The organism is Paracoccus sp. SSK6, assembly GCF_039770665.1.
Lineage (GTDB): Bacteria > Pseudomonadota > Alphaproteobacteria > Rhodobacterales > Rhodobacteraceae > Paracoccus.
This window is the reverse complement of sequence record NZ_JBDPNJ010000001.1, coordinates 36,291-52,402: the sequence shown is the minus strand read 5'-3', so window position 1 is coordinate 52,402 and position 16,112 is coordinate 36,291. Positions and strand designations below refer to the sequence as shown.

At 68.0% G+C, this 16,112-nt stretch carries 14 protein-coding genes; 9 read left to right on the top strand and 5 right to left on the bottom strand.

Going from position 1 to position 16,112, the window contains the following annotated elements:
* Positions 1-17 precede the first annotated feature (17 nt).
* From ugpA to AAIL68_RS00205, 5 genes are all read left to right on the top strand, one after another.
* Complete coding sequence (gene ugpA, locus AAIL68_RS00225; protein WP_347137479.1) at positions 18-896, top strand: sn-glycerol-3-phosphate ABC transporter permease UgpA; 879 nt, start codon at positions 18-20, stop codon at positions 894-896.
* The gene (ugpE, locus tag AAIL68_RS00220; RefSeq protein WP_347137478.1) at positions 896-1,744 is read left to right on the top strand and encodes a sn-glycerol-3-phosphate ABC transporter permease UgpE; all 849 of its coding nucleotides are present in this window, start codon (positions 896-898) and stop codon (positions 1,742-1,744) included. The genes ugpA and ugpE overlap by 1 nt, the downstream gene beginning before the upstream one ends.
* A gap of 5 nt (positions 1,745-1,749) precedes the next feature.
* On the top strand, positions 1,750-2,757 hold the full coding sequence (locus AAIL68_RS00215; protein WP_347137477.1) for a sn-glycerol-3-phosphate import ATP-binding protein UgpC: 1,008 nt from the start codon (positions 1,750-1,752) through the stop codon (positions 2,755-2,757).
* Positions 2,758-3,015: 258 nt separating this feature from the next.
* The gene (locus AAIL68_RS00210) at positions 3,016-4,590 is read left to right on the top strand and encodes an FAD/NAD(P)-binding protein (protein WP_347137476.1); all 1,575 of its coding nucleotides are present in this window, start codon (positions 3,016-3,018) and stop codon (positions 4,588-4,590) included.
* Between the two features lie 34 nt (positions 4,591-4,624).
* Complete coding sequence (locus tag AAIL68_RS00205; RefSeq protein ID WP_347137475.1) at positions 4,625-5,065, top strand: DUF1810 domain-containing protein; 441 nt, start codon at positions 4,625-4,627, stop codon at positions 5,063-5,065.
* 24 nt (positions 5,066-5,089) lie between these two features.
* Here AAIL68_RS00205 and ggt read toward each other — a convergent pair whose 3' ends face one another.
* Complete coding sequence (gene ggt / locus AAIL68_RS00200; protein ID WP_347137474.1) at positions 5,090-6,892, bottom strand: gamma-glutamyltransferase; 1,803 nt, start codon at positions 6,890-6,892, stop codon at positions 5,090-5,092.
* 106 nt (positions 6,893-6,998) lie between these two features.
* On the opposite strand from ggt, the gene AAIL68_RS00195 reads away from it, so the two are divergent.
* Positions 6,999-7,358, top strand: coding sequence for a hypothetical protein (locus tag AAIL68_RS00195; protein WP_347137473.1), 360 nt, complete (start codon positions 6,999-7,001; stop codon positions 7,356-7,358).
* A 393-nt stretch (positions 7,359-7,751) separates the two neighbouring features.
* Here the strand turns inward: AAIL68_RS00195 and AAIL68_RS00190 are convergent, their stop codons facing one another.
* The 4 genes from AAIL68_RS00190 to AAIL68_RS00175 form a co-directional block, all read right to left on the bottom strand.
* Positions 7,752-8,432 (bottom strand): SHOCT domain-containing protein, encoded by a 681-nt coding sequence (locus AAIL68_RS00190; protein ID WP_347137472.1) that lies wholly within the window; start codon positions 8,430-8,432, stop codon positions 7,752-7,754.
* Positions 8,433-8,600: 168 nt separating this feature from the next.
* On the bottom strand, positions 8,601-8,792 hold the full coding sequence (locus tag AAIL68_RS00185; RefSeq protein WP_347137471.1) for a hypothetical protein: 192 nt from the start codon (positions 8,790-8,792) through the stop codon (positions 8,601-8,603).
* A 365-nt stretch (positions 8,793-9,157) separates the two neighbouring features.
* Positions 9,158-9,682, bottom strand: coding sequence for a gamma carbonic anhydrase family protein (locus tag AAIL68_RS00180; protein ID WP_347137470.1), 525 nt, complete (start codon positions 9,680-9,682; stop codon positions 9,158-9,160).
* Positions 9,683-9,808: 126 nt separating this feature from the next.
* Positions 9,809-12,991 carry a DEAD/DEAH box helicase gene (locus tag AAIL68_RS00175; RefSeq protein ID WP_347137469.1) on the bottom strand — a complete coding sequence of 1,061 codons (3,183 nt, stop codon included), beginning with the start codon at positions 12,989-12,991 and terminating at the stop codon, positions 9,809-9,811.
* Positions 12,992-13,295: 304 nt separating this feature from the next.
* On the opposite strand from AAIL68_RS00175, the gene AAIL68_RS00170 reads away from it, so the two are divergent.
* From AAIL68_RS00170 to AAIL68_RS00160, 3 genes are read left to right on the top strand one after another with little or no spacing between them, the layout of a single operon-like run.
* Positions 13,296-14,231 (top strand): manganese catalase family protein, encoded by a 936-nt coding sequence (locus AAIL68_RS00170; protein WP_347137468.1) that lies wholly within the window; start codon positions 13,296-13,298, stop codon positions 14,229-14,231.
* 52 nt (positions 14,232-14,283) lie between these two features.
* Positions 14,284-14,916 (top strand): SRPBCC family protein, encoded by a 633-nt coding sequence (locus AAIL68_RS00165; protein WP_347137467.1) that lies wholly within the window; start codon positions 14,284-14,286, stop codon positions 14,914-14,916.
* Positions 14,916-16,109: a zinc-dependent alcohol dehydrogenase gene (locus AAIL68_RS00160; RefSeq protein ID WP_347137466.1), complete on the top strand. Its 1,194-nt coding sequence runs from the start codon at positions 14,916-14,918 to the stop codon at positions 16,107-16,109. The genes AAIL68_RS00165 and AAIL68_RS00160 overlap by 1 nt, the downstream gene beginning before the upstream one ends.
* Positions 16,110-16,112 lie beyond the last annotated feature (3 nt).

The window sequence follows — 16,112 nt, the reverse complement described above, 5'->3', positions numbered from 1 at the left end:
TCCACAAGGGGAAGACGATGAAGCGCACGCTGTTTCGAAACCAGCTTCTGCCCTGGCTTCTGCTGGCGCCGCAACTGGCGGTCACTTTCATCTTCTTCCTGTGGCCCGCGGCCCAGGCGATCCGGCAAAGCTTCCTGCGCCAGGACGCCTTCGGCATCAACACCAGCTTCGTGGGCCTGTCAAACTTCAGGGCGCTGCTGAACAGCCCGGAATACCTGAACTCGCTTCAGGTCACGGCGGTCTTTGCCGTCGCGGTGACGGTGCTGTCCATGGGCTTTTCGCTGCTGCTGGCGGTGGCCGTGGACCGGATGATCCGTTCGACCAGCATCTATACGACGCTGCTGGTCTGGCCCTATGCCGTGGCCCCGGCGGTGGCGGGGATCCTGTGGTGGTTCATCTTCAACCCCACCATCGGCATCATGCCCTATCTGCTGGACGCCCTGGGCCATGACTGGAACCACATCACCTCGAAAACCGACGCGATGATCCTTGTGGTGATCGCATCGGCCTGGAAGCAGATCAGCTACAACTTCCTGTTCTTCGTGGCGGGCCTGCAATCGGTTCCCGCCTCCCTGCGCGAAGCCGCCGCCATCGACGGGGCCGGTCCGGTCAAGCGGTTCTTCGACATCACGCTGCCGCTGATCTCGCCCACGACCTTCTTCCTGCTGGTCGTGAACATCGTCTATGCCATGTTCGACACATTCGGCGTCATCGACGCCACGACCGAGGGCGGCCCCGCGCAGGCCACCAACATCCTGGTCTACAAGGTCTATTTCGACGGCTTCGTGGGGCAGAACATGGGATCGTCGGCGGCGCAGTCGGTGATCCTGATGGGGATCGTGATCGCGCTGACGGCGATCCAGTTCCGCTATGTCGAAAAGAAGGTGGCCTATTGATGATCGAGAACCGCCCCGGCCTGAACCTTCTGGCGCATCTGACCCTGATGGCGGGCGTGGCCGTGGTCGCCCTGCCCGTCTGGGTGGCCTTTGTCGCGTCCACCCACCCGCCGTCGGCCTTCATGTCGGGCACGATCCCGATGTGGCCCGGCCCCGATCTGGTCCAGAACTATGGCCGGATGCTGGGGGCGGGGGTATCCACCAGCGGCACGCCGCCGGTGGGCACGATGATGGTGAACAGCCTGATCATGGCGCTGCTGATCGCCTGCGGCAAGATCGCCATTTCCATCCTGTCGGCCTTCGCCATCGTCTATTTCCGCTTTCCGCTGCGGCAACTGGCCTTCTGGTGCATCTTCATCACCCTGATGCTGCCGGTCGAGGTGCGGATCGTACCGACCTTCCAGGTGGTGGCCAACCTGGGCCTGCTGAACAGCTATGCCGGGCTGTCGATTCCGCTGATCGCATCGGCCACCGCGACCTTCCTGTTCCGGCAGGTCTTCCTGACAATCCCCGACGAACTGACCGAGGCCGCGCGCATCGACGGCGCGGGCCCGATGAAGTTCTTTCGCGACATCCTGCTGCCCTTGTCGCGGACCAACATCGCGGCGCTGTTCGTGATCCTGTTTATCTATGGCTGGAACCAGTACCTGTGGCCCCTGCTGGTCACCACCAGCAGCGACCATTACACCATCGTCGCGGGCATCAAGCGCATGGCCGACGCGGTGGACGGCGTGCCGCAATGGCATCTGGTGATGGCCACCGCCATGCTGGCGATGCTGCCCCCGGTTGCGGTGGTGATCGGAATGCAGCGCCTGTTCGTCAAGGGCCTTGTCGAGACGGAGAAATAAGAAGAATGGCATCCATCACCCTTGACGCCGTGGGCAAGGTCTATGCGGGCGGCACCCGCGCCGTGGGCGGCGTCAGCATCGACATCGCGGATGGCGAATTCATCGTGCTGGTTGGCCCGTCCGGCTGCGGTAAGTCCACGCTGCTGCGCATGGTCGCCGGGCTGGAATCGATCAGCGAAGGCACGGTCCGCATCGGCGACCGCGTGGTCAACGACGTGGAACCCGCGGACCGCGACATCGCCATGGTGTTCCAGAACTATGCGCTGTACCCGCATATGTCGGTGCGCCAGAACCTGGCCTACGGGCTGAAGAACCGCGGCACGCCCCGCGCGGACATCGACCGCCGCGTGGCGGAAGCCGCCGAGATCCTGCAGATCGGCCCCTATCTGGACCGCAAGCCGCGCGCCCTGTCGGGCGGTCAGCGGCAGCGCGTCGCCATGGGCCGGGCCATCGTGCGCGAACCGGCGGCCTTCCTGTTCGACGAACCGCTGTCGAACCTGGATGCCAAGCTGCGCGTGACCATGCGGTTGGAGATCAAAGAATTGCAGCGACGGCTGCGCACCACCTCGATCTATGTCACCCACGACCAGCTCGAGGCGATGACGCTGGCCGACCGGCTGGTGGTGCTGAACGGCGGGCGCATCGAACAGATCGGCACGCCGCTGGAGGTTTACCGCAAGCCCGCATCGACCTTCGTTGCGGGCTTCATCGGCAGCCCCGCGATGAACCTGATCAACCGCCGCGCCGTGCCCTATCTGCCCGGCACCGCCCATGCCGCCACCATCGGCATCCGCCCCGAGGATCTGACCTTGGCCCCCGACGGCCCCATCGAGATGGAGGTGGTCGCGGTCGAGGAACTGGGCGCGCAGCGGCTGGTCCATGGCCGGACCGGAGGAGAAAAGCTGACGGTGACGCTGCCCTCTGACGCCGCGCTGTCCGACAGCCTGCGGCTGGTCTGGCGACCGGGCTCGCTACATCTGTTCGCCGCCGAGGGCGGGGCACGGCTGGAGTAATCTTCGTCCCGGCAAGGCATTGGCAGGGTCGCAGACCGGCCGATGCCTTGCCCCACCCTGTCACGCCGATCTGGACTTCGGCCGATTGAACGCCCCCACGCCCAGATCGGGGGGCGCCAGGGCGGCTTCGACGGCATCGCCATCCAGGCACACCGGGCGGGCATTTCCGGGAATGATCGCGTCCGAACCCCGCGCCCCGGCGTCACCGGAACCCTGCGTCCTGTCCCGCGTTCACTGCGACACCCTTCTTGGTCCATCATGATCAGGCGCATTGCAATCGTCGGCACCGGCCCCACCGGCATCTATTCCCTGCAGCAGCTTCTGGAGATCGGCGAGCCCTTGGCGGTCACCCTGTTCGAAAAGGCTGGCAGGGCGGGCCATAGCCTGCCCTATTCGCCCGAAAACGCCAGCAGGTCGATGCTGGCCAATATCGCCAGCATCGAAATCCCCCCCGTCGTCACCCCCTATCTTGACTGGCTGGAGGATCAGCCCCCTCAGAAGCTGGCGGCCTATGGGCTTGATCCGGACGACCTGGATGACCGGCAGTTCACGCCAAGATTGCTGCTGGGCGACTATTTCCGCGACCAGCTTCTGTCGCTGATCGAAACGGCCCGGACTGAGGGCCACCGGATCGCCCTTTGCGAGGGAACCGAGGTTCTCGACATCATCCCCGACGCGAATGGCCTGCGGCTGCGGACCAGCACGGGTGAAATGCGTTTCGATCAGGCGATCCTGGCGACGGGCCACGACTTCCCCGACGACGAGGATGCCGAGCCCGGCTATTTCCCCAGCCCCTGGTCGGGACTGATCACGGCAGAGATCCCGGCGACCTCGGTCGGGATCATGGGCACCTCGCTCAGTTCCATCGACGCGGCCATGGCCGTCGCTGTCCAGCACGGCCGCTTCCGTCGCAAGGGGGGCGAGTTGCGCTTTGACGTGGCGCATCCCGGTCTTCGCATCACGCTGATGTCCCGCTCGGGCATCCTGCCCGAGGCGGATTTCTATTGTCCGATCCCCTACGAGCCGCTGGCCGTGCTGACCGACGCGGCGGTCGTCGCCTGCGCCACGCATCCCCACCCCCTGGACGCCATCTTCGACCTGATCCGCGCCGAGCTCATGGGCGCCGATCCCGCCTATGCGCTCCGGATCGGCCTTGGCGGCCTGGACGCCGACAGCTTTGCCACCGCCTACTTCGCCGACCGCCAGGCTGCCGACCCGTTTCGCTGGGCCCGCGAGAACCTTGAGGAAGCCGAGCGCAACAAGGCCGGGCGGATCACCGTTCCCTGGCGCTATGCCCTGCTGCGGATGCATGAAAAGGTCGAGACGGTCGTGGCGGATCTGTCCGACGCGGACCGCGACCGTTTCGACGCGGGGCTGAAGAAGGTCTTTGTGGACAATTATGCCGCCGTTCCTTCGGAATCCATCCGCCGCCTGCTGGCGCTGCGGGACGCGCGCATCCTGTCCGTCCTGCCCCTGGGCGAGGATTACGACCTGACCCGAGAGGAAACCCGCACGGTGGTCAAGACCGAAGGGGCCACCCATGTCTTCGACATCTTCATCGACGCGCGCGGCCAAAAGCCGCTTGGCACCGGGGATCTGGCCTTTCCGTCGCTGCGCGATGCCTTGCTGCGGGCGGGCCAGGATGTTCCCGAACTTGCCGGGGATTACAGCCTGACCGGCCCGAAGGATTTCGAAGGGCGTGTCTGGCTTGGCTCGATCCCCTATCTGATGCATGACCGGCCCTTTGTCCAAGGGATCACCGCCTGCGCGGATCTGGCCGCAGCCATGGCCGGAGGCATCGCGGCAGCCGGGGACCAGCATCTCGTGTCCTAAACGAAAGGCGGACGATCATTTTCAAGGAACAACCATGGCTCCCTCCACCCCCTCTCCCGACGCCGATACGCTGGAACGGTTTGTTCCGGCGCAGGACGACAGCTATGCCACGGCCCTTTCGGAACTGAGGCAGGGCCGCAAGCAAAGCCATTGGATGTGGTTCATCTTTCCGCAACTGCGCGGGCTGGGACGGTCGGCTGCGTCATACCATTACGGCATCGCCGATCTGGACGAGGCGCGCCGCTATCTGGCCCACCCGGTCCTCGGCCCGCGCCTTGTGGCCTGCGGCGAGGCCATCCTGGCCCATGGCGACGTCCCGGCCGAGACGATCATGGGAGCGGTCGATGCCGCCAAGCTGCGGTCCTCGGCCACGCTTTTCGCGGCGGTCGAGGATGCGCCGCCGGTGTTCGGCCGCATCCTTCGGACCTTCTTCCAGGGCCAGCCCTGCCGCAGGACGCTGGAGCGGATCCGGTAGTTCTGCCAGGACGCGCGCCCTGCCTCAGCCCCCCAGGGCGATCCCTTCCCTTCGGGGATCGGCGCCGCCCGACAGCCCCTCGGGGCCGATCACGATGCCCTGCAGCCCCGAGGTCAGGTCGGTTTCGTTCAGCGTAAACCCCATGGCGGTCAGGCCTTCGGTCAGGGCGGCGGGAAGCCCCGCCTCGACATCCATCGGGCCGAAGCGGTTGAGGATGTTGGGCGCGGCCACGGCGGCCTGGATATCCATGCCCCAGTCGAGATGCGCGATGATCGCGCGGGCGACATAGCCGATGATGCGGCTGCCGCCGGGGGATCCGATCACCATCGCGGGCTTGCCGTCCTTCATCACGATGGTGGGCGCCATCGACGACCGGGGCCGCTTGCCCGGCGCCAAGGCATTGGCGATGGGCCAGCCCGCCGCGTCATGGGTTTCGAAGCTGAAATCGGTCAGTTCGTTGTTCAGCAGGAAGCCGCCCGTCATCACGCGCGACCCGAAGCCGTTCTCGATGGTCGTGGTCATCGACAGCGCATTGCCGTCCCCGTCCACGATCGAGATATGCGTGGTCGATGGCAGTTCCAGCGACGTATCCTGCCCCCACAGCGCCGCATGGGACCAGCCGGGCGCCCCGGCGCTGACCTCGGGCAGGCTGTCGTCGCCCGACAGCAGCTTGCCCCGTTCCGCCAGATAGGCGGGATCGATCAGGCCTTCGGTCGGCATCGGCACATGGTCGCTGTCGGCCATGAAGCGGCCCCGGTCGGCAAAGGCCAGGCGCGAGGCGTCGCCGATCAGCCGCCAGCTTTCCGGGTTTTCCGCCCCCAGCGCGGCCAGGTCGTATCCGCCCAGCATCCCCAGGATCTGCCCCACGGTCAGCCCGCCGGACGATGGCGGCCCCATGCCGCAAACGTCATGGGCACGGTATTCCACGCAGACGGCAGGGCGTTCGATCACCCGATAGGCGGCCAGATCCTGCATCGACAGCAGGCCAGGATTCTTCGCCCCGCGCACGGCGGCGACGATGCCTTCGGCCACTGCGCCCTGATAGAACCCGTCGGCGCCCTCGGATGCCAGCTTGCGCAGGGTGGCGGCATAGGCCGGGTTCGTCAGGGTCGCACCCGCCGCGACCCCCTGGCCGCCGGGGAAGAAATAGGCGGTCGTCGCGGCCTCGGTTTGCAGCGCATCGCCTTCCTCCGCCACCAGGCCTGCCAGCCGGGGCGAGACGGTGAAGCCCCCTTCCGCCAGCCGGATGGCGTCGTCGAACAGCCCCGACCAGTTGGCCTTGCCCCAGCGGCGATGCGCGGCCTCCAGCAGCGCGGGCGTGCCGGGGATGCCCACCGACCGGCCGCCGACCACGGCCTCCATGAATTCCATCGGCTGGCCGTCGTCTTTCAGGAACAGCGTCGGCGTGGCGGCCAGCGGCGCGGTTTCACGCCCGTCAAGTGTTGTCAGCTCGCCGGTTTCCGCATCATACCAGACCAGAAAGGCCCCGCCGCCCAGGCCCGAGCTTTGCGGCTCGACCAGACCGAGGACGGCCTGAACGGCGATCATGGCATCGGCCGCGCTGCCGCCCGCCGCCAGAACCTTCGCCCCTGCCTCGACCGCAAGGGGGTTGGCGGCGGTGATCATCCAGTTCTGGCCGGTGACCGCCTTGCCCTCGGCCTTGGCCGCAAGCGCCGCGCGCGCGGCGTCGGTCAGCGGGCCGAAGCTGTCGGCGGGCGTCGCGGTCTCGGTCGCCGCCTCGGGCGCCACGGCATCGGTCGCCTGCTGGGCAAGCGCTGCGGCGGCGCTGCCCAGAAGCAGCACAAGCGTCAAGGTTGCACGGGTCATCCGATCCTCCACCATTGGCCCCTATACTGTGCCCCGCCGGGGGGAAGGGCGCAAGCCAAGGCTGGAATGTGATGGCGGCCCGGACAAATCGCCTTTCCCGCCCGTCATGCCCGGCCTGACCCTTTCGAAAGGCCTGCGCCCCGGCACGACGATCGAAAGCGTGTCCTGCATCGAAGGCGAGCCCCCGGCGGTCGAAGACCTGTGCGGCTTCGACGGCATCGTCTTTCCGGGATCGCCCATCCAGATGCACGAGGACAGGCCCGAGGCACGCGCGGCCCTGCGCTTCATGGCCGTTGTCTTTCAGACGGGAACGCCCTCCTTCGGATCCTGTGCCGGGCTGCAGATCACCGCCGTGGCGGCGGGCAGGACCGGGCCGCGAGCGGGCGGCACCAAGGCTGCGGCCGGTCCGGTGCTGCAGGGTCGCCCCCGTCCCGGATGGCCCCCGCCATGCATTCAAGCGTCGTGACGGCCTTGCCACCGGGCGCGACCCTTCTGGCCCGCAACCGCGAGACCGCCGTCGCGGCCGCCGAGATCCGGCATGGCAACGGGGTCTTCCGGGGCGCGCAGTATCATCCCGAAATCACCCTGCCGGACATCGCGGCCTCCCTGCGGCGAAAGGCGGTGGACCTTTGGGGCAGGGCCTTGCCGAATCCGAGGCCGCGCTGGACAGCCCCGCAGCGGCTTGAGGTCTTGGTGCCAGCCTCACCGGCGCGCTCTTGCCTGGCAGTTGGGAGTGGATGAAGAAATCACCGATCCCGAACACCGCCTGCGTGAAATCGACAATTTCCTGGGGGCGATGAAGGACCGGGGCAGGATGATTGCCTAAAGCCGGGCTTGTGTCGGGCGGCCTTGCCGCCTGCTAAAGACGGCTCAGCAAGTCCGCCTTCTTGGCGTCGAATTCGGCCTGGGTCAGGATGCCCCGCGACAGCAGCCCGTGAAGCTGCTCGATGGCGGCAGGGATCGCGGTTCCTGTCGCGGCGGGGGGCGCAGGCTCGCCTTCAGGCGGCTTACCGGGGCCCGCAAGATCCACCCGTGTCAGGCTGTCCAGCGATACCGGCCCATGCTGGCTGGTGAATTGCAGGGAAGCGCCGCCCTGCTGCTGGGACACGCCACCGATCCGATGATCCCCGGTATCGTACAGAAACATCTGCCCCTTCCGCATCACCGCCAGGCGGCGCGCTTCGGGAAAGACCGCATAGCGCATGTCCCCCTGCGATCCGCTGGAGGAGGGCGTGCCCAGACCGCTTGGCCAAGCCGGGGTATCCGCAGGTTGGTGGCGCGGCGCAGCCGCTGCCAGACCCGCCAGATCCCGGATCAGGGCTTCGACGCGGGCCTTCAGCCCGGTGTTGAACATGTCGCCGACCATCAGCATGCCGCCCGACCACTGGCCCATGCCGCCGAATTCGGGATGATCGAACTGCGCCTGCGTGCCATGCCCCCGCACCAGCGAGGACAGCATCGCCCTTGCCGCTTCCACGCTGAAGCCGTGCCGCCGCGCGATCTCCGCGACATCCCGGCGGTCTTCGCCCGTCACTCGCATTGCCGATCTCTCCCCATCCGGCCGAGCCGGGTTCAGGCCGCCCGACCCGGAGCCCTGGATGCCAGGGCCAGCCTTCCCGGCATCGCCTGCGGAAGGGCCGCGTGCGGCCCAACCCCTTCATGGACCATGAAGGCAGGCAAGGCGGCAGAAGAACAGGCGCCGCCCTGCTCAGAGCCGAGGGTTTTTCTCGCCAAAGGCGGGCCTTGTCGGGTCTTCATAGCCCTCATGCTCGTCCTTGGGGATGGTGTGGCCGGTATCGCGCGTCGTACCCCGCACACCGTCGGGCAGGATTCCCGGCTCTGCGCCGTCCCGCCGCCCCTTGTCATTCACCTTGTCGGCCTTTTCTCGTTCTTCCGCCATGGAAAGCTCCCTTGCTGTTGCCATAGTCGAAGGCAGGGAAGTCGAAACAAGACTGGGCCGGATTTGTTCCCCCGGCGACCCCGACAAAGCGATGGCACGCGGCATGAAACCAGCCGAGGCCTGCGCCGTTGGGGATCATATCCCCTTGCCGCGCCCAGAGCCCCGCCGATGCCGGTCCCATCTTCCGGGCGGCGCTCGACCGCTTCGACCCGGAGCGGCGCGCCACCGGCGTGCCCGGAGAGGCTGTCGTGATTTCCGGCAACGGCTGGGTGCCCGAGCCGACCTCGTCGCCTCTGGCCTTCTGGTGCGCGCGGGCCTTGGGGAACCCTGCTACGGCCCAGGGCCGCTATCAGCCACGGGCAAAGTCAGCCACGCACCTGCAGCCCTTGGGCAAAGCGGCGGGCGTTTTCGACATAGCCCCGGGCCGATCGGCGCAATCCCTCGATCTGCTCCTCGGTCAGCGCGCGCGCGACCTTGCCGGGGGCGCCGATCACCAGCGATCCGTCGGGGATCTCCTTTCCCTCGGTCACGATGGCCCCCGCCCCGATCAGGCAGTTGCTGCCGATGCGCGCCCCGTTCAGGATCACCGCGCCCATGCCGACCAGGCTGTTGTCGCCGATGGTGCAGCCATGGACGATGGCACGGTGGCCGATGGTGCAACCCTCGCCGATGGCAGTGGGAAAGCCGGGATCGGCATGGATCATCACCATGTCCTGGATGTTGCTGCGCGCGCCGATGTCGATGGGGGCCTTGTCGCCGCGCAGGACCGCGCCGAACCAGACGCCCACATTCTCGCCCAGGCGGACATTGCCGATCACGGCGGCGCCGGGGGCGATCCAGCAGGAGGGCGGCAGTTCGGGCGTCAGGTCATCCAGGCGAAAGGCAGGCATGGCGTCCCTTTTCTTGCAGGCGGGTCAGGCGTCTTTCCCGCCAAGGCATAGCCCATCCCCCCCAGGCCCGCCATCGGTTTCCATGGCTGCCGGGCCGACACCTGACGCGTCCGGCCCGGGCATCCGTCAGGCCATCCGCTCCAGCAGGTCGCTTGCGACATCCAGCCGGTCCTCGGGGCCTGCATCATGCAAGGCCAGTCGCCTGTCCTCGCAGGTCAGCGCATCCAGGCCGGAGACCAGCGGCGCATAGTCCCGCATGTCCACCCCCTCGCGGAAATCGAGCGCCACCCCCTCGGGCCCCAGGCTGAGGCTCGCCACCCCCAGCCGTCCGGCCAGAACGCGCACCTGGGCCGCGCGCAACAGCGTGTCCACCGGCGGCGGCGGGGCGCCGAAGCGGTCCGCGATCTCGTCGGCCAGCCGCGCCACGTCGTCCGAGGTGGCAGCCCGCGCGATGCGGTGATAGAGGTCGATGCGGATTTCCGGCTCGGGGATGTAGTCGGCGGGGATATGGCCCGGCTCGCCCGGAACCTGCGGGGGCGGCGGGGATTCGGCTTCCCCCTTGGCGCGCCGCAGGGCAGTTGCCAGCATCTCCTGATAAAGGCCCAGGCCCACCCGCTCGACATGGCCGGCCTGCTTGTCACCCAGCAGGTCGCCCGCGCCGCGCCGGTCCAGGTCGGCGGCGCTGATGGCCATCCCCGCGCCCAGCCGGTCCATCGCCTGCAGCGTTCCCAGGCGCCGTCGCGCGTCCTCGGCCAGATCCTCGCCCCCGGCTGTCAGAAGATGGCAATAGGCCTGCGCGGGGCCGCGCCCGACCCGGCCCCGAAGCTGGTGAAGCTGCGCCAGCCCGAACAGCGCCGGGCGCAGGATCACCATCGTGTTGGCCCGCGCCACGTCCAGGCCGCTCTCGATGATGCCGGTCGCCAGCAGCACGTCGCCCTGGCCCCCGGCAAAGCCCACCATGGTTTCGTCGATCTCGCGGGCGGACAACCCGCCATGGGCGACCTGCAGATGCAGGTCGGGAAGCAGGCGTTCCAGGCGTTCGGCCACCGGCGCGATGTCCTCGACGCGGGGAACGACGACGAAGCTCTGGCCGCCGCGCCGCCTTTCGCGCAGCAGGGCCTGGCGCAGCGTGGCGTCGTCCTCGGTGCCGATCACCGTGCGGACGGGGCGGCGGCGGGCGGGCGGCGTGCGCAGATAGCTGAGATCCTGCAACCCGACCAGAGCCGTCTGCAAGGTGCGGGGAATGGGCGTGGCACTCATCGACAGGACGTGCATGGCCTTGCCCAGGCTCCGCAGCCTTTCCTTCTGCGCGGCGCCGAAGCGCTGTTCCTCGTCGATGACCAGCAGCCCGAGGTTCTCGAAGCGGACGGTCTTGCCAAGCAGCGCATGGGTGCCGACGGCGATACGGACCGACCCGTCGGCAAGGCCCCCGCGGACAGCGGTGGCGGGCTTTCCGGTGACCAGCCGCGACAGGTGCCCCACGGCGATCCCCAGGGGGGCGAAGCGGCGGCGGAAGGTCTCATAATGCTGGCGCGCCAGAACGGTGGTCGGCGCGCAGACGGCCACCTGGCAGCCGCTCAGGACCGCTGCGGCGGCGGCGCGTAGCGCGATCTCGGTCTTGCCGAAGCCCACGTCGCCGATCACCAGCCGGTCCATCGGCCGCCCCGAGGCCATGTCGGACAGCACGGCGCGGATCGCCTCGGCCTGGTCGGGCGTCGGCTGGAAGGGAAAGCGGGCGATGAAGCGTTCGTAATCGCGGGCGGGTGGGACCAGCTTCGGCGCCTCCGCCGCCTCGCGCGCGCGGGTCAGCGCCACAAGATGATCGGCCAGCGTCGCCAGCGCATCGGCGGTGGCTTTGCGGCGCTGCGCCCAGGCCGTGCCGCGCAGGCGGTCAAGCCTTGCGCCCGTCTCGGCCGTGCCATAGCGCCAGATGCGGCCCGCGTCATGGGTGGGAACCATCAGGCGTTCGTCGCGGGCAAAGGTCAGGCGGATGGCCTCCGTCCCCGGACGGTCAGGGTCCAGGGCCTCCAGCCCTTCCAGCCGGGCCAGGCCATGATCCTCGTGCACCACGACATCGCCCAGGGCGAAGCCGGGGGACGGCAGGGCCGACAGGGGGGTAAGGCGCCCGTCCAGGGGTGCGGCCCGGCTGCCCAGAAGATCCTGCGCGGTGATGACGACCAGATCCCCGGTCACCGCCCCTTCCGCCAGATCGGCCAGAAGAACGGCGCGGTCATGGCTCTCGCACTCGGCCCAGCTGGCGGCCTGTTCGGGCGGGCGGCCATCGGCCTGCCCGACCATGCGCGTGATGCGCGCCCGTTCGGCCCTGGAACCGGCCACGAAGATCACCCGCCGCCCCGCCATGCCGTCATCGGCCAGGAACCGCGCAAGCCGGGCGCGCGGGCGGGCGGCGGCGGCAAAGGCCGGGACGGCGCTTCCCTCCGGCGGGGACAGCGGGTCGATGCGCGACGCCAGATCCGCCCAGTCCTGCGCCCCCAGATAGAGCGCGTCCACGGGCAGCGGAAAGGCGCCATCGGCCTCGGCTTCCGCACGCGCCTCCTCCAGCCGGGCCAGACGCCGGTCCGCTGCCTCCAAGGTGGCGGGCAGCGCGGTGATGCGGGCGCCCGCCATGTGGTCGGGCAGGATCGTCAGCGCGTCCCAGGCCTTGGGCAGCCGGTGTTCGGCCCCGCGTTCCCAAGGATCGTCGGCATGGGGCAGTTCCGTGACGGGGATGATGTCCAGCGCCTCGATCTCGGCGGTGGAACGCTGGGTGGCCGGGTCGAAACAGCGCAACGAGGTCACCGTGCCATCCGATATTTCAATCCGGCAGGGGCGCGCATCGCCCCCGGCAAAGACCTCGATCGTGCCGCCACGGATGGCGATCTCGCCCGGTTCGTCCACGCGGTCGTCGGCAGCATATCCGGCCTCGCGGGCAAAGCCTTCCAGGGCCGCCACGTCCAGCGGCTGGCCCAGGCGGATCGGAAAGCTGCGCAGCGCCTGCGGGGGCGGCAGGCGCTGCAGAAGCGCGGAAAGCGGCGTCACCACCAGGTCGCCCGGCTGCGGAGCCCGCAGCTTGCGCAGGACGGCCATGCGGCGGCCCATCGCGTCGGGCGTGGGCGAGGCCCTGTCGAACGGCAGGCAATCCCAGGGCGGCAGGAAAAGCACGCGCCGCCCCGGCAGAACGTCCCGCAGGAACAGGGCCAGCGCCGCCGCCCTGCGTTCGTCGCGGGCCACATGCAGCACCCTGTCTTCCGGCCCCAGCCCGCGAAGAAGGGCCAAGGCCTCGATGCAGATGGGGGAAGGGTCGGGCATGGCCACCTTTGATCGTCGCTTCGGCCAGGGGATCTGCCCGGATCGTCCTTATGAATGCGGCGGCAGGGCATAGGTTCCGGCCCGTCCCGGCTGCCTGCCCGGCTGTCTGCGCGCGCCCCTGTTCCGCCCGGAAGGATCACCCTGCGGCGGTCCCTTTCACCTTGACATATCTGCGAAACGGGCCTGCCACGGCGCGGTCCCGATCCTGCGCCATGGCGGGATTAATCTTTATTGTTGCGGCCGCAGGGGAACGCTTTGGCGGAATTCGGGTTTTCCAGACGCATCCAGAAACCCGGAGAACGCCATGTTCCTGCGCGTCGATAAGTTGCAAGTCGAACTGCCCGCCCCCAAACGACAGGATCCGAACGCCGCCGCTGCCCTGCAGGAATTGCTGGGCGGCAAGTATGGCGAGATGTCCACGCTGGGGAACTACATGTTCCAAAGCTTCAATTTCCGCAGCAAATCGAAACTGCGCCCCTTCTACAGCCTGGTCGCGGCCATCACGGCCGAGGAACTGGGCCATGTCGAACTGGTCTCGAACGGCGTGGCCATGCTGGCCAACGGGCCGGACAAGCCCGGTGGGGACGAGCAATTCGGCGGTGACATCTCGAACGCACCCTTCGAGGAGATGAAGGACATCCGCTCGGCCGCCTCGTTCTACAGCCATGCGGGGGGCGCGGTTCCGGTCAATTCGAACTCGATGTCCTGGAACGCGGACATGGTGACGACCACCGGCAACGTGATCGTGGACCTGTTGCACAACTTCCACCTGGAATGCGGCGCGCGGCTGCACAAGCTGCGGGTCTATGAATCGCTGACGGACGCCAACATCACCGGGCGCGAGGTCTGCGGATACCTGCTGGTGCGCGGATCGGTCCATGCCCATGCTTATGCCCTGGCGCTGAAGAAGCTGACGGGCGTCGATCTGGACAAGTTCCTGCCCACGCCGAACATCCCCTTGGGCAACATCCCGGAATGCCAGAAATACCTGGCCGAAGGATCGCACCGCCGCCTTTATACCTTCAGCCCCAGCGACTACGAGGAAATGCGCGGCATCTGGGGCGGCGGCGGGGAAACCGCCCTGCCCGACGACCCGCCGGGCGAACTGGAGGTCGTGGACGGCATGCCCGAGGGCGGCAAGATCCATGACCTGACCGGCGTGCCCTCGGCCTTCACCCCGGACTACGCGCCCGAGGAAATGTTCGAGATCGCGTCCAAGCTTTACCAGAAGTCGCGCTGAGCGGCGATGGCGGTCGTCCCCCGGGCGGCCGCCGCAATACCAGGAGACCTCGATGTCCCGTCGTCAGACAGACCTGCCCCTTGCCGCCGCCGTGATTGCCCTGACGGTGGGCGCGGGCTTTGCGGCAAGCGCCATCCTGAAATCCAGTCCCAGGCGCCCGCCCGACAGCGCGCCCGGCCGCACCGCGCGCCGGTCCAGTTTCGGCGGCTATCAGGTCGCGGGCCGCACCGTCACCATCAATGCGCCGCGTTCGCAGATCTATCAGATGTGGCGCGACCCGGACCGCCTGGCCGACTTCATGCAGGATCTGTCCGGCGTGCAGGTCAGCGGCGATCAGGTGACCTGGGTGATCGACGGCCCTGCCGGCCGGTTCGCCGTGGAAACCCGCCTGGTCGAGGACCGCGAGAACGAGGCCTTGGCCTGGCGGTCCGTGGAAGGCGCCGATATCGACATCGAGGCCAAGGTCCAGCTGCGCGACGCCCCCGCCGGGCGCGGCACCGAGGTCGAGGCGCATATCGCCTGGCGCCCGCAGATGGGCATCGTCGGGCGATGGGCCAACGCCCTGCGCGGCGCGGATCCGAAGATGCGCGGCAAGCAGGAACTGAAGCGGCTGAAGATGCTGGTCGAGACCGGCGAGATTGCAACGTCGGACAACCGGCCCGATCAACAAAAGAAGGCAAGCTGATGCGCGCACTGACCTGGCATGGCAAGCACGACGTTCGCGTGGACACCGTTCCCGACCCGCAGATCGTCAACCCCCGCGACGCGATCATCGAGGTGACGGCGACGGCCATCTGCGGATCGGATCTGCATCTTTACGACGCGGTGATCCCCGGCCTGGCGCCGGGCGACATCCTGGGCCATGAATTCATGGGTCGGGTGGTGGATACGGGCCCGAAATCGACGCTGAAAAAGGGCGACCGGGTGGTGGTGCCCTTCACCATCTCCTGCGGGGCCTGCTTCTTCTGCCAGCAGCAGCAGTTCTCGGCCTGCGACAACTCGAACCCGGTGGAAAAGCAGGAAGCCTCGGAACTGCTTTACGGCCACCCGATGAGCGGGCTTTTCGGCTATTCGCACATGACCGGCGGCTATCCGGGCGGGCAGGCGGAATATGTGCGCGTGCCCTTTTCCGATGTCGGCCCCATCGTCATCCCCGAGGGCCCGTCGGACGAGGAGGTGCTGTTTCTGTCCGACATCCTGCCCACCGGCTGGATGGCCGCGGAAAACGCCGACATCCGGCCCGGCGACAACGTGGCCGTCTGGGGCTGCGGGCCGGTCGGGCTGTTCGCGATCCAGTCCGCGCTGCTGATGGGTGCGGGCCAGGTGATCGCCATCGACCACTACCCGCACCGCCTGGAACTGGCGCGGGGCCTTGGCGCCAAGGTCATCGACTTCAAGCAGACCCATGTTCTGGAAGCCCTGATGGAGATGACCGGCGGCATCGGCCCCGACGCGGTGATCGACGCCGTGGGCATGGAAAGCCACGGCTTCGCGCCCGACGCCCTGATGGATGCGCTGAAGCAGCGGGTGGGGATCGGGGCCGACAATGTCCATGCCCTGCGGATGGCGCTGATGGCGGTCAGGAAGGGCGGGCGCGTGTCGATCCCCGGCGTCTACGGCGGCCTGGCCGACAAGTTCCCGATCGGCGCGCTGATGGAGAAGGGCCTGCAGATCCGCACCGGCCAGACCCATGTGCAGAAATACACCAAGGAACTGCTGCACCGCATCCTGGAGGGAGAGATCGACACGACCTTCCTGATCTCTCACCGCCTGTCCCTGGAAGATGCGCCGACGGGATACAAGAACTTCCACGGCAAGCAGGACGAATGGACCAAGGTGGTCCTGACGCCCGGCTCTGCGCCCGCAGGGGGACATTAGGAT

Bases quoted from the DNA above. Each gene is read 5' to 3' on its own strand.
- AAIL68_RS00170 (WP_347137468.1), top strand. From the start codon at position 13,296: ATGTTCCTGCGCGTCGATAAGTTGCAAGTCGAACTGCCCGCCCCCAAA.
- AAIL68_RS00175 (WP_347137469.1), bottom strand. From the start codon at position 12,991: ATGCCCGACCCTTCCCCCATCTGCATCGAGGCCTTGGCCCTTCTTCGC.
- AAIL68_RS00180 (WP_347137470.1), bottom strand. From the start codon at position 9,682: ATGCCTGCCTTTCGCCTGGATGACCTGACGCCCGAACTGCCGCCCTCC.
- ggt (WP_347137474.1), bottom strand. From the start codon at position 6,892: ATGACCCGTGCAACCTTGACGCTTGTGCTGCTTCTGGGCAGCGCCGCC.
- AAIL68_RS00205 (WP_347137475.1), top strand. From the start codon at position 4,625: ATGGCTCCCTCCACCCCCTCTCCCGACGCCGATACGCTGGAACGGTTT.
- ugpE (WP_347137478.1), top strand. From the start codon at position 896: ATGATCGAGAACCGCCCCGGCCTGAACCTTCTGGCGCATCTGACCCTG.
- ugpA (WP_347137479.1), top strand. From the start codon at position 18: ATGAAGCGCACGCTGTTTCGAAACCAGCTTCTGCCCTGGCTTCTGCTG.
- AAIL68_RS00210 (WP_347137476.1), top strand. From the start codon at position 3,016: ATGATCAGGCGCATTGCAATCGTCGGCACCGGCCCCACCGGCATCTAT.
- AAIL68_RS00185 (WP_347137471.1), bottom strand. From the start codon at position 8,792: ATGGCGGAAGAACGAGAAAAGGCCGACAAGGTGAATGACAAGGGGCGG.
- AAIL68_RS00165 (WP_347137467.1), top strand. From the start codon at position 14,284: ATGTCCCGTCGTCAGACAGACCTGCCCCTTGCCGCCGCCGTGATTGCC.
- AAIL68_RS00215 (WP_347137477.1), top strand. From the start codon at position 1,750: ATGGCATCCATCACCCTTGACGCCGTGGGCAAGGTCTATGCGGGCGGC.
- AAIL68_RS00160 (WP_347137466.1), top strand. From the start codon at position 14,916: ATGCGCGCACTGACCTGGCATGGCAAGCACGACGTTCGCGTGGACACC.
- AAIL68_RS00190 (WP_347137472.1), bottom strand. From the start codon at position 8,432: ATGCGAGTGACGGGCGAAGACCGCCGGGATGTCGCGGAGATCGCGCGG.
- AAIL68_RS00195 (WP_347137473.1), top strand. From the start codon at position 6,999: ATGCCCGGCCTGACCCTTTCGAAAGGCCTGCGCCCCGGCACGACGATC.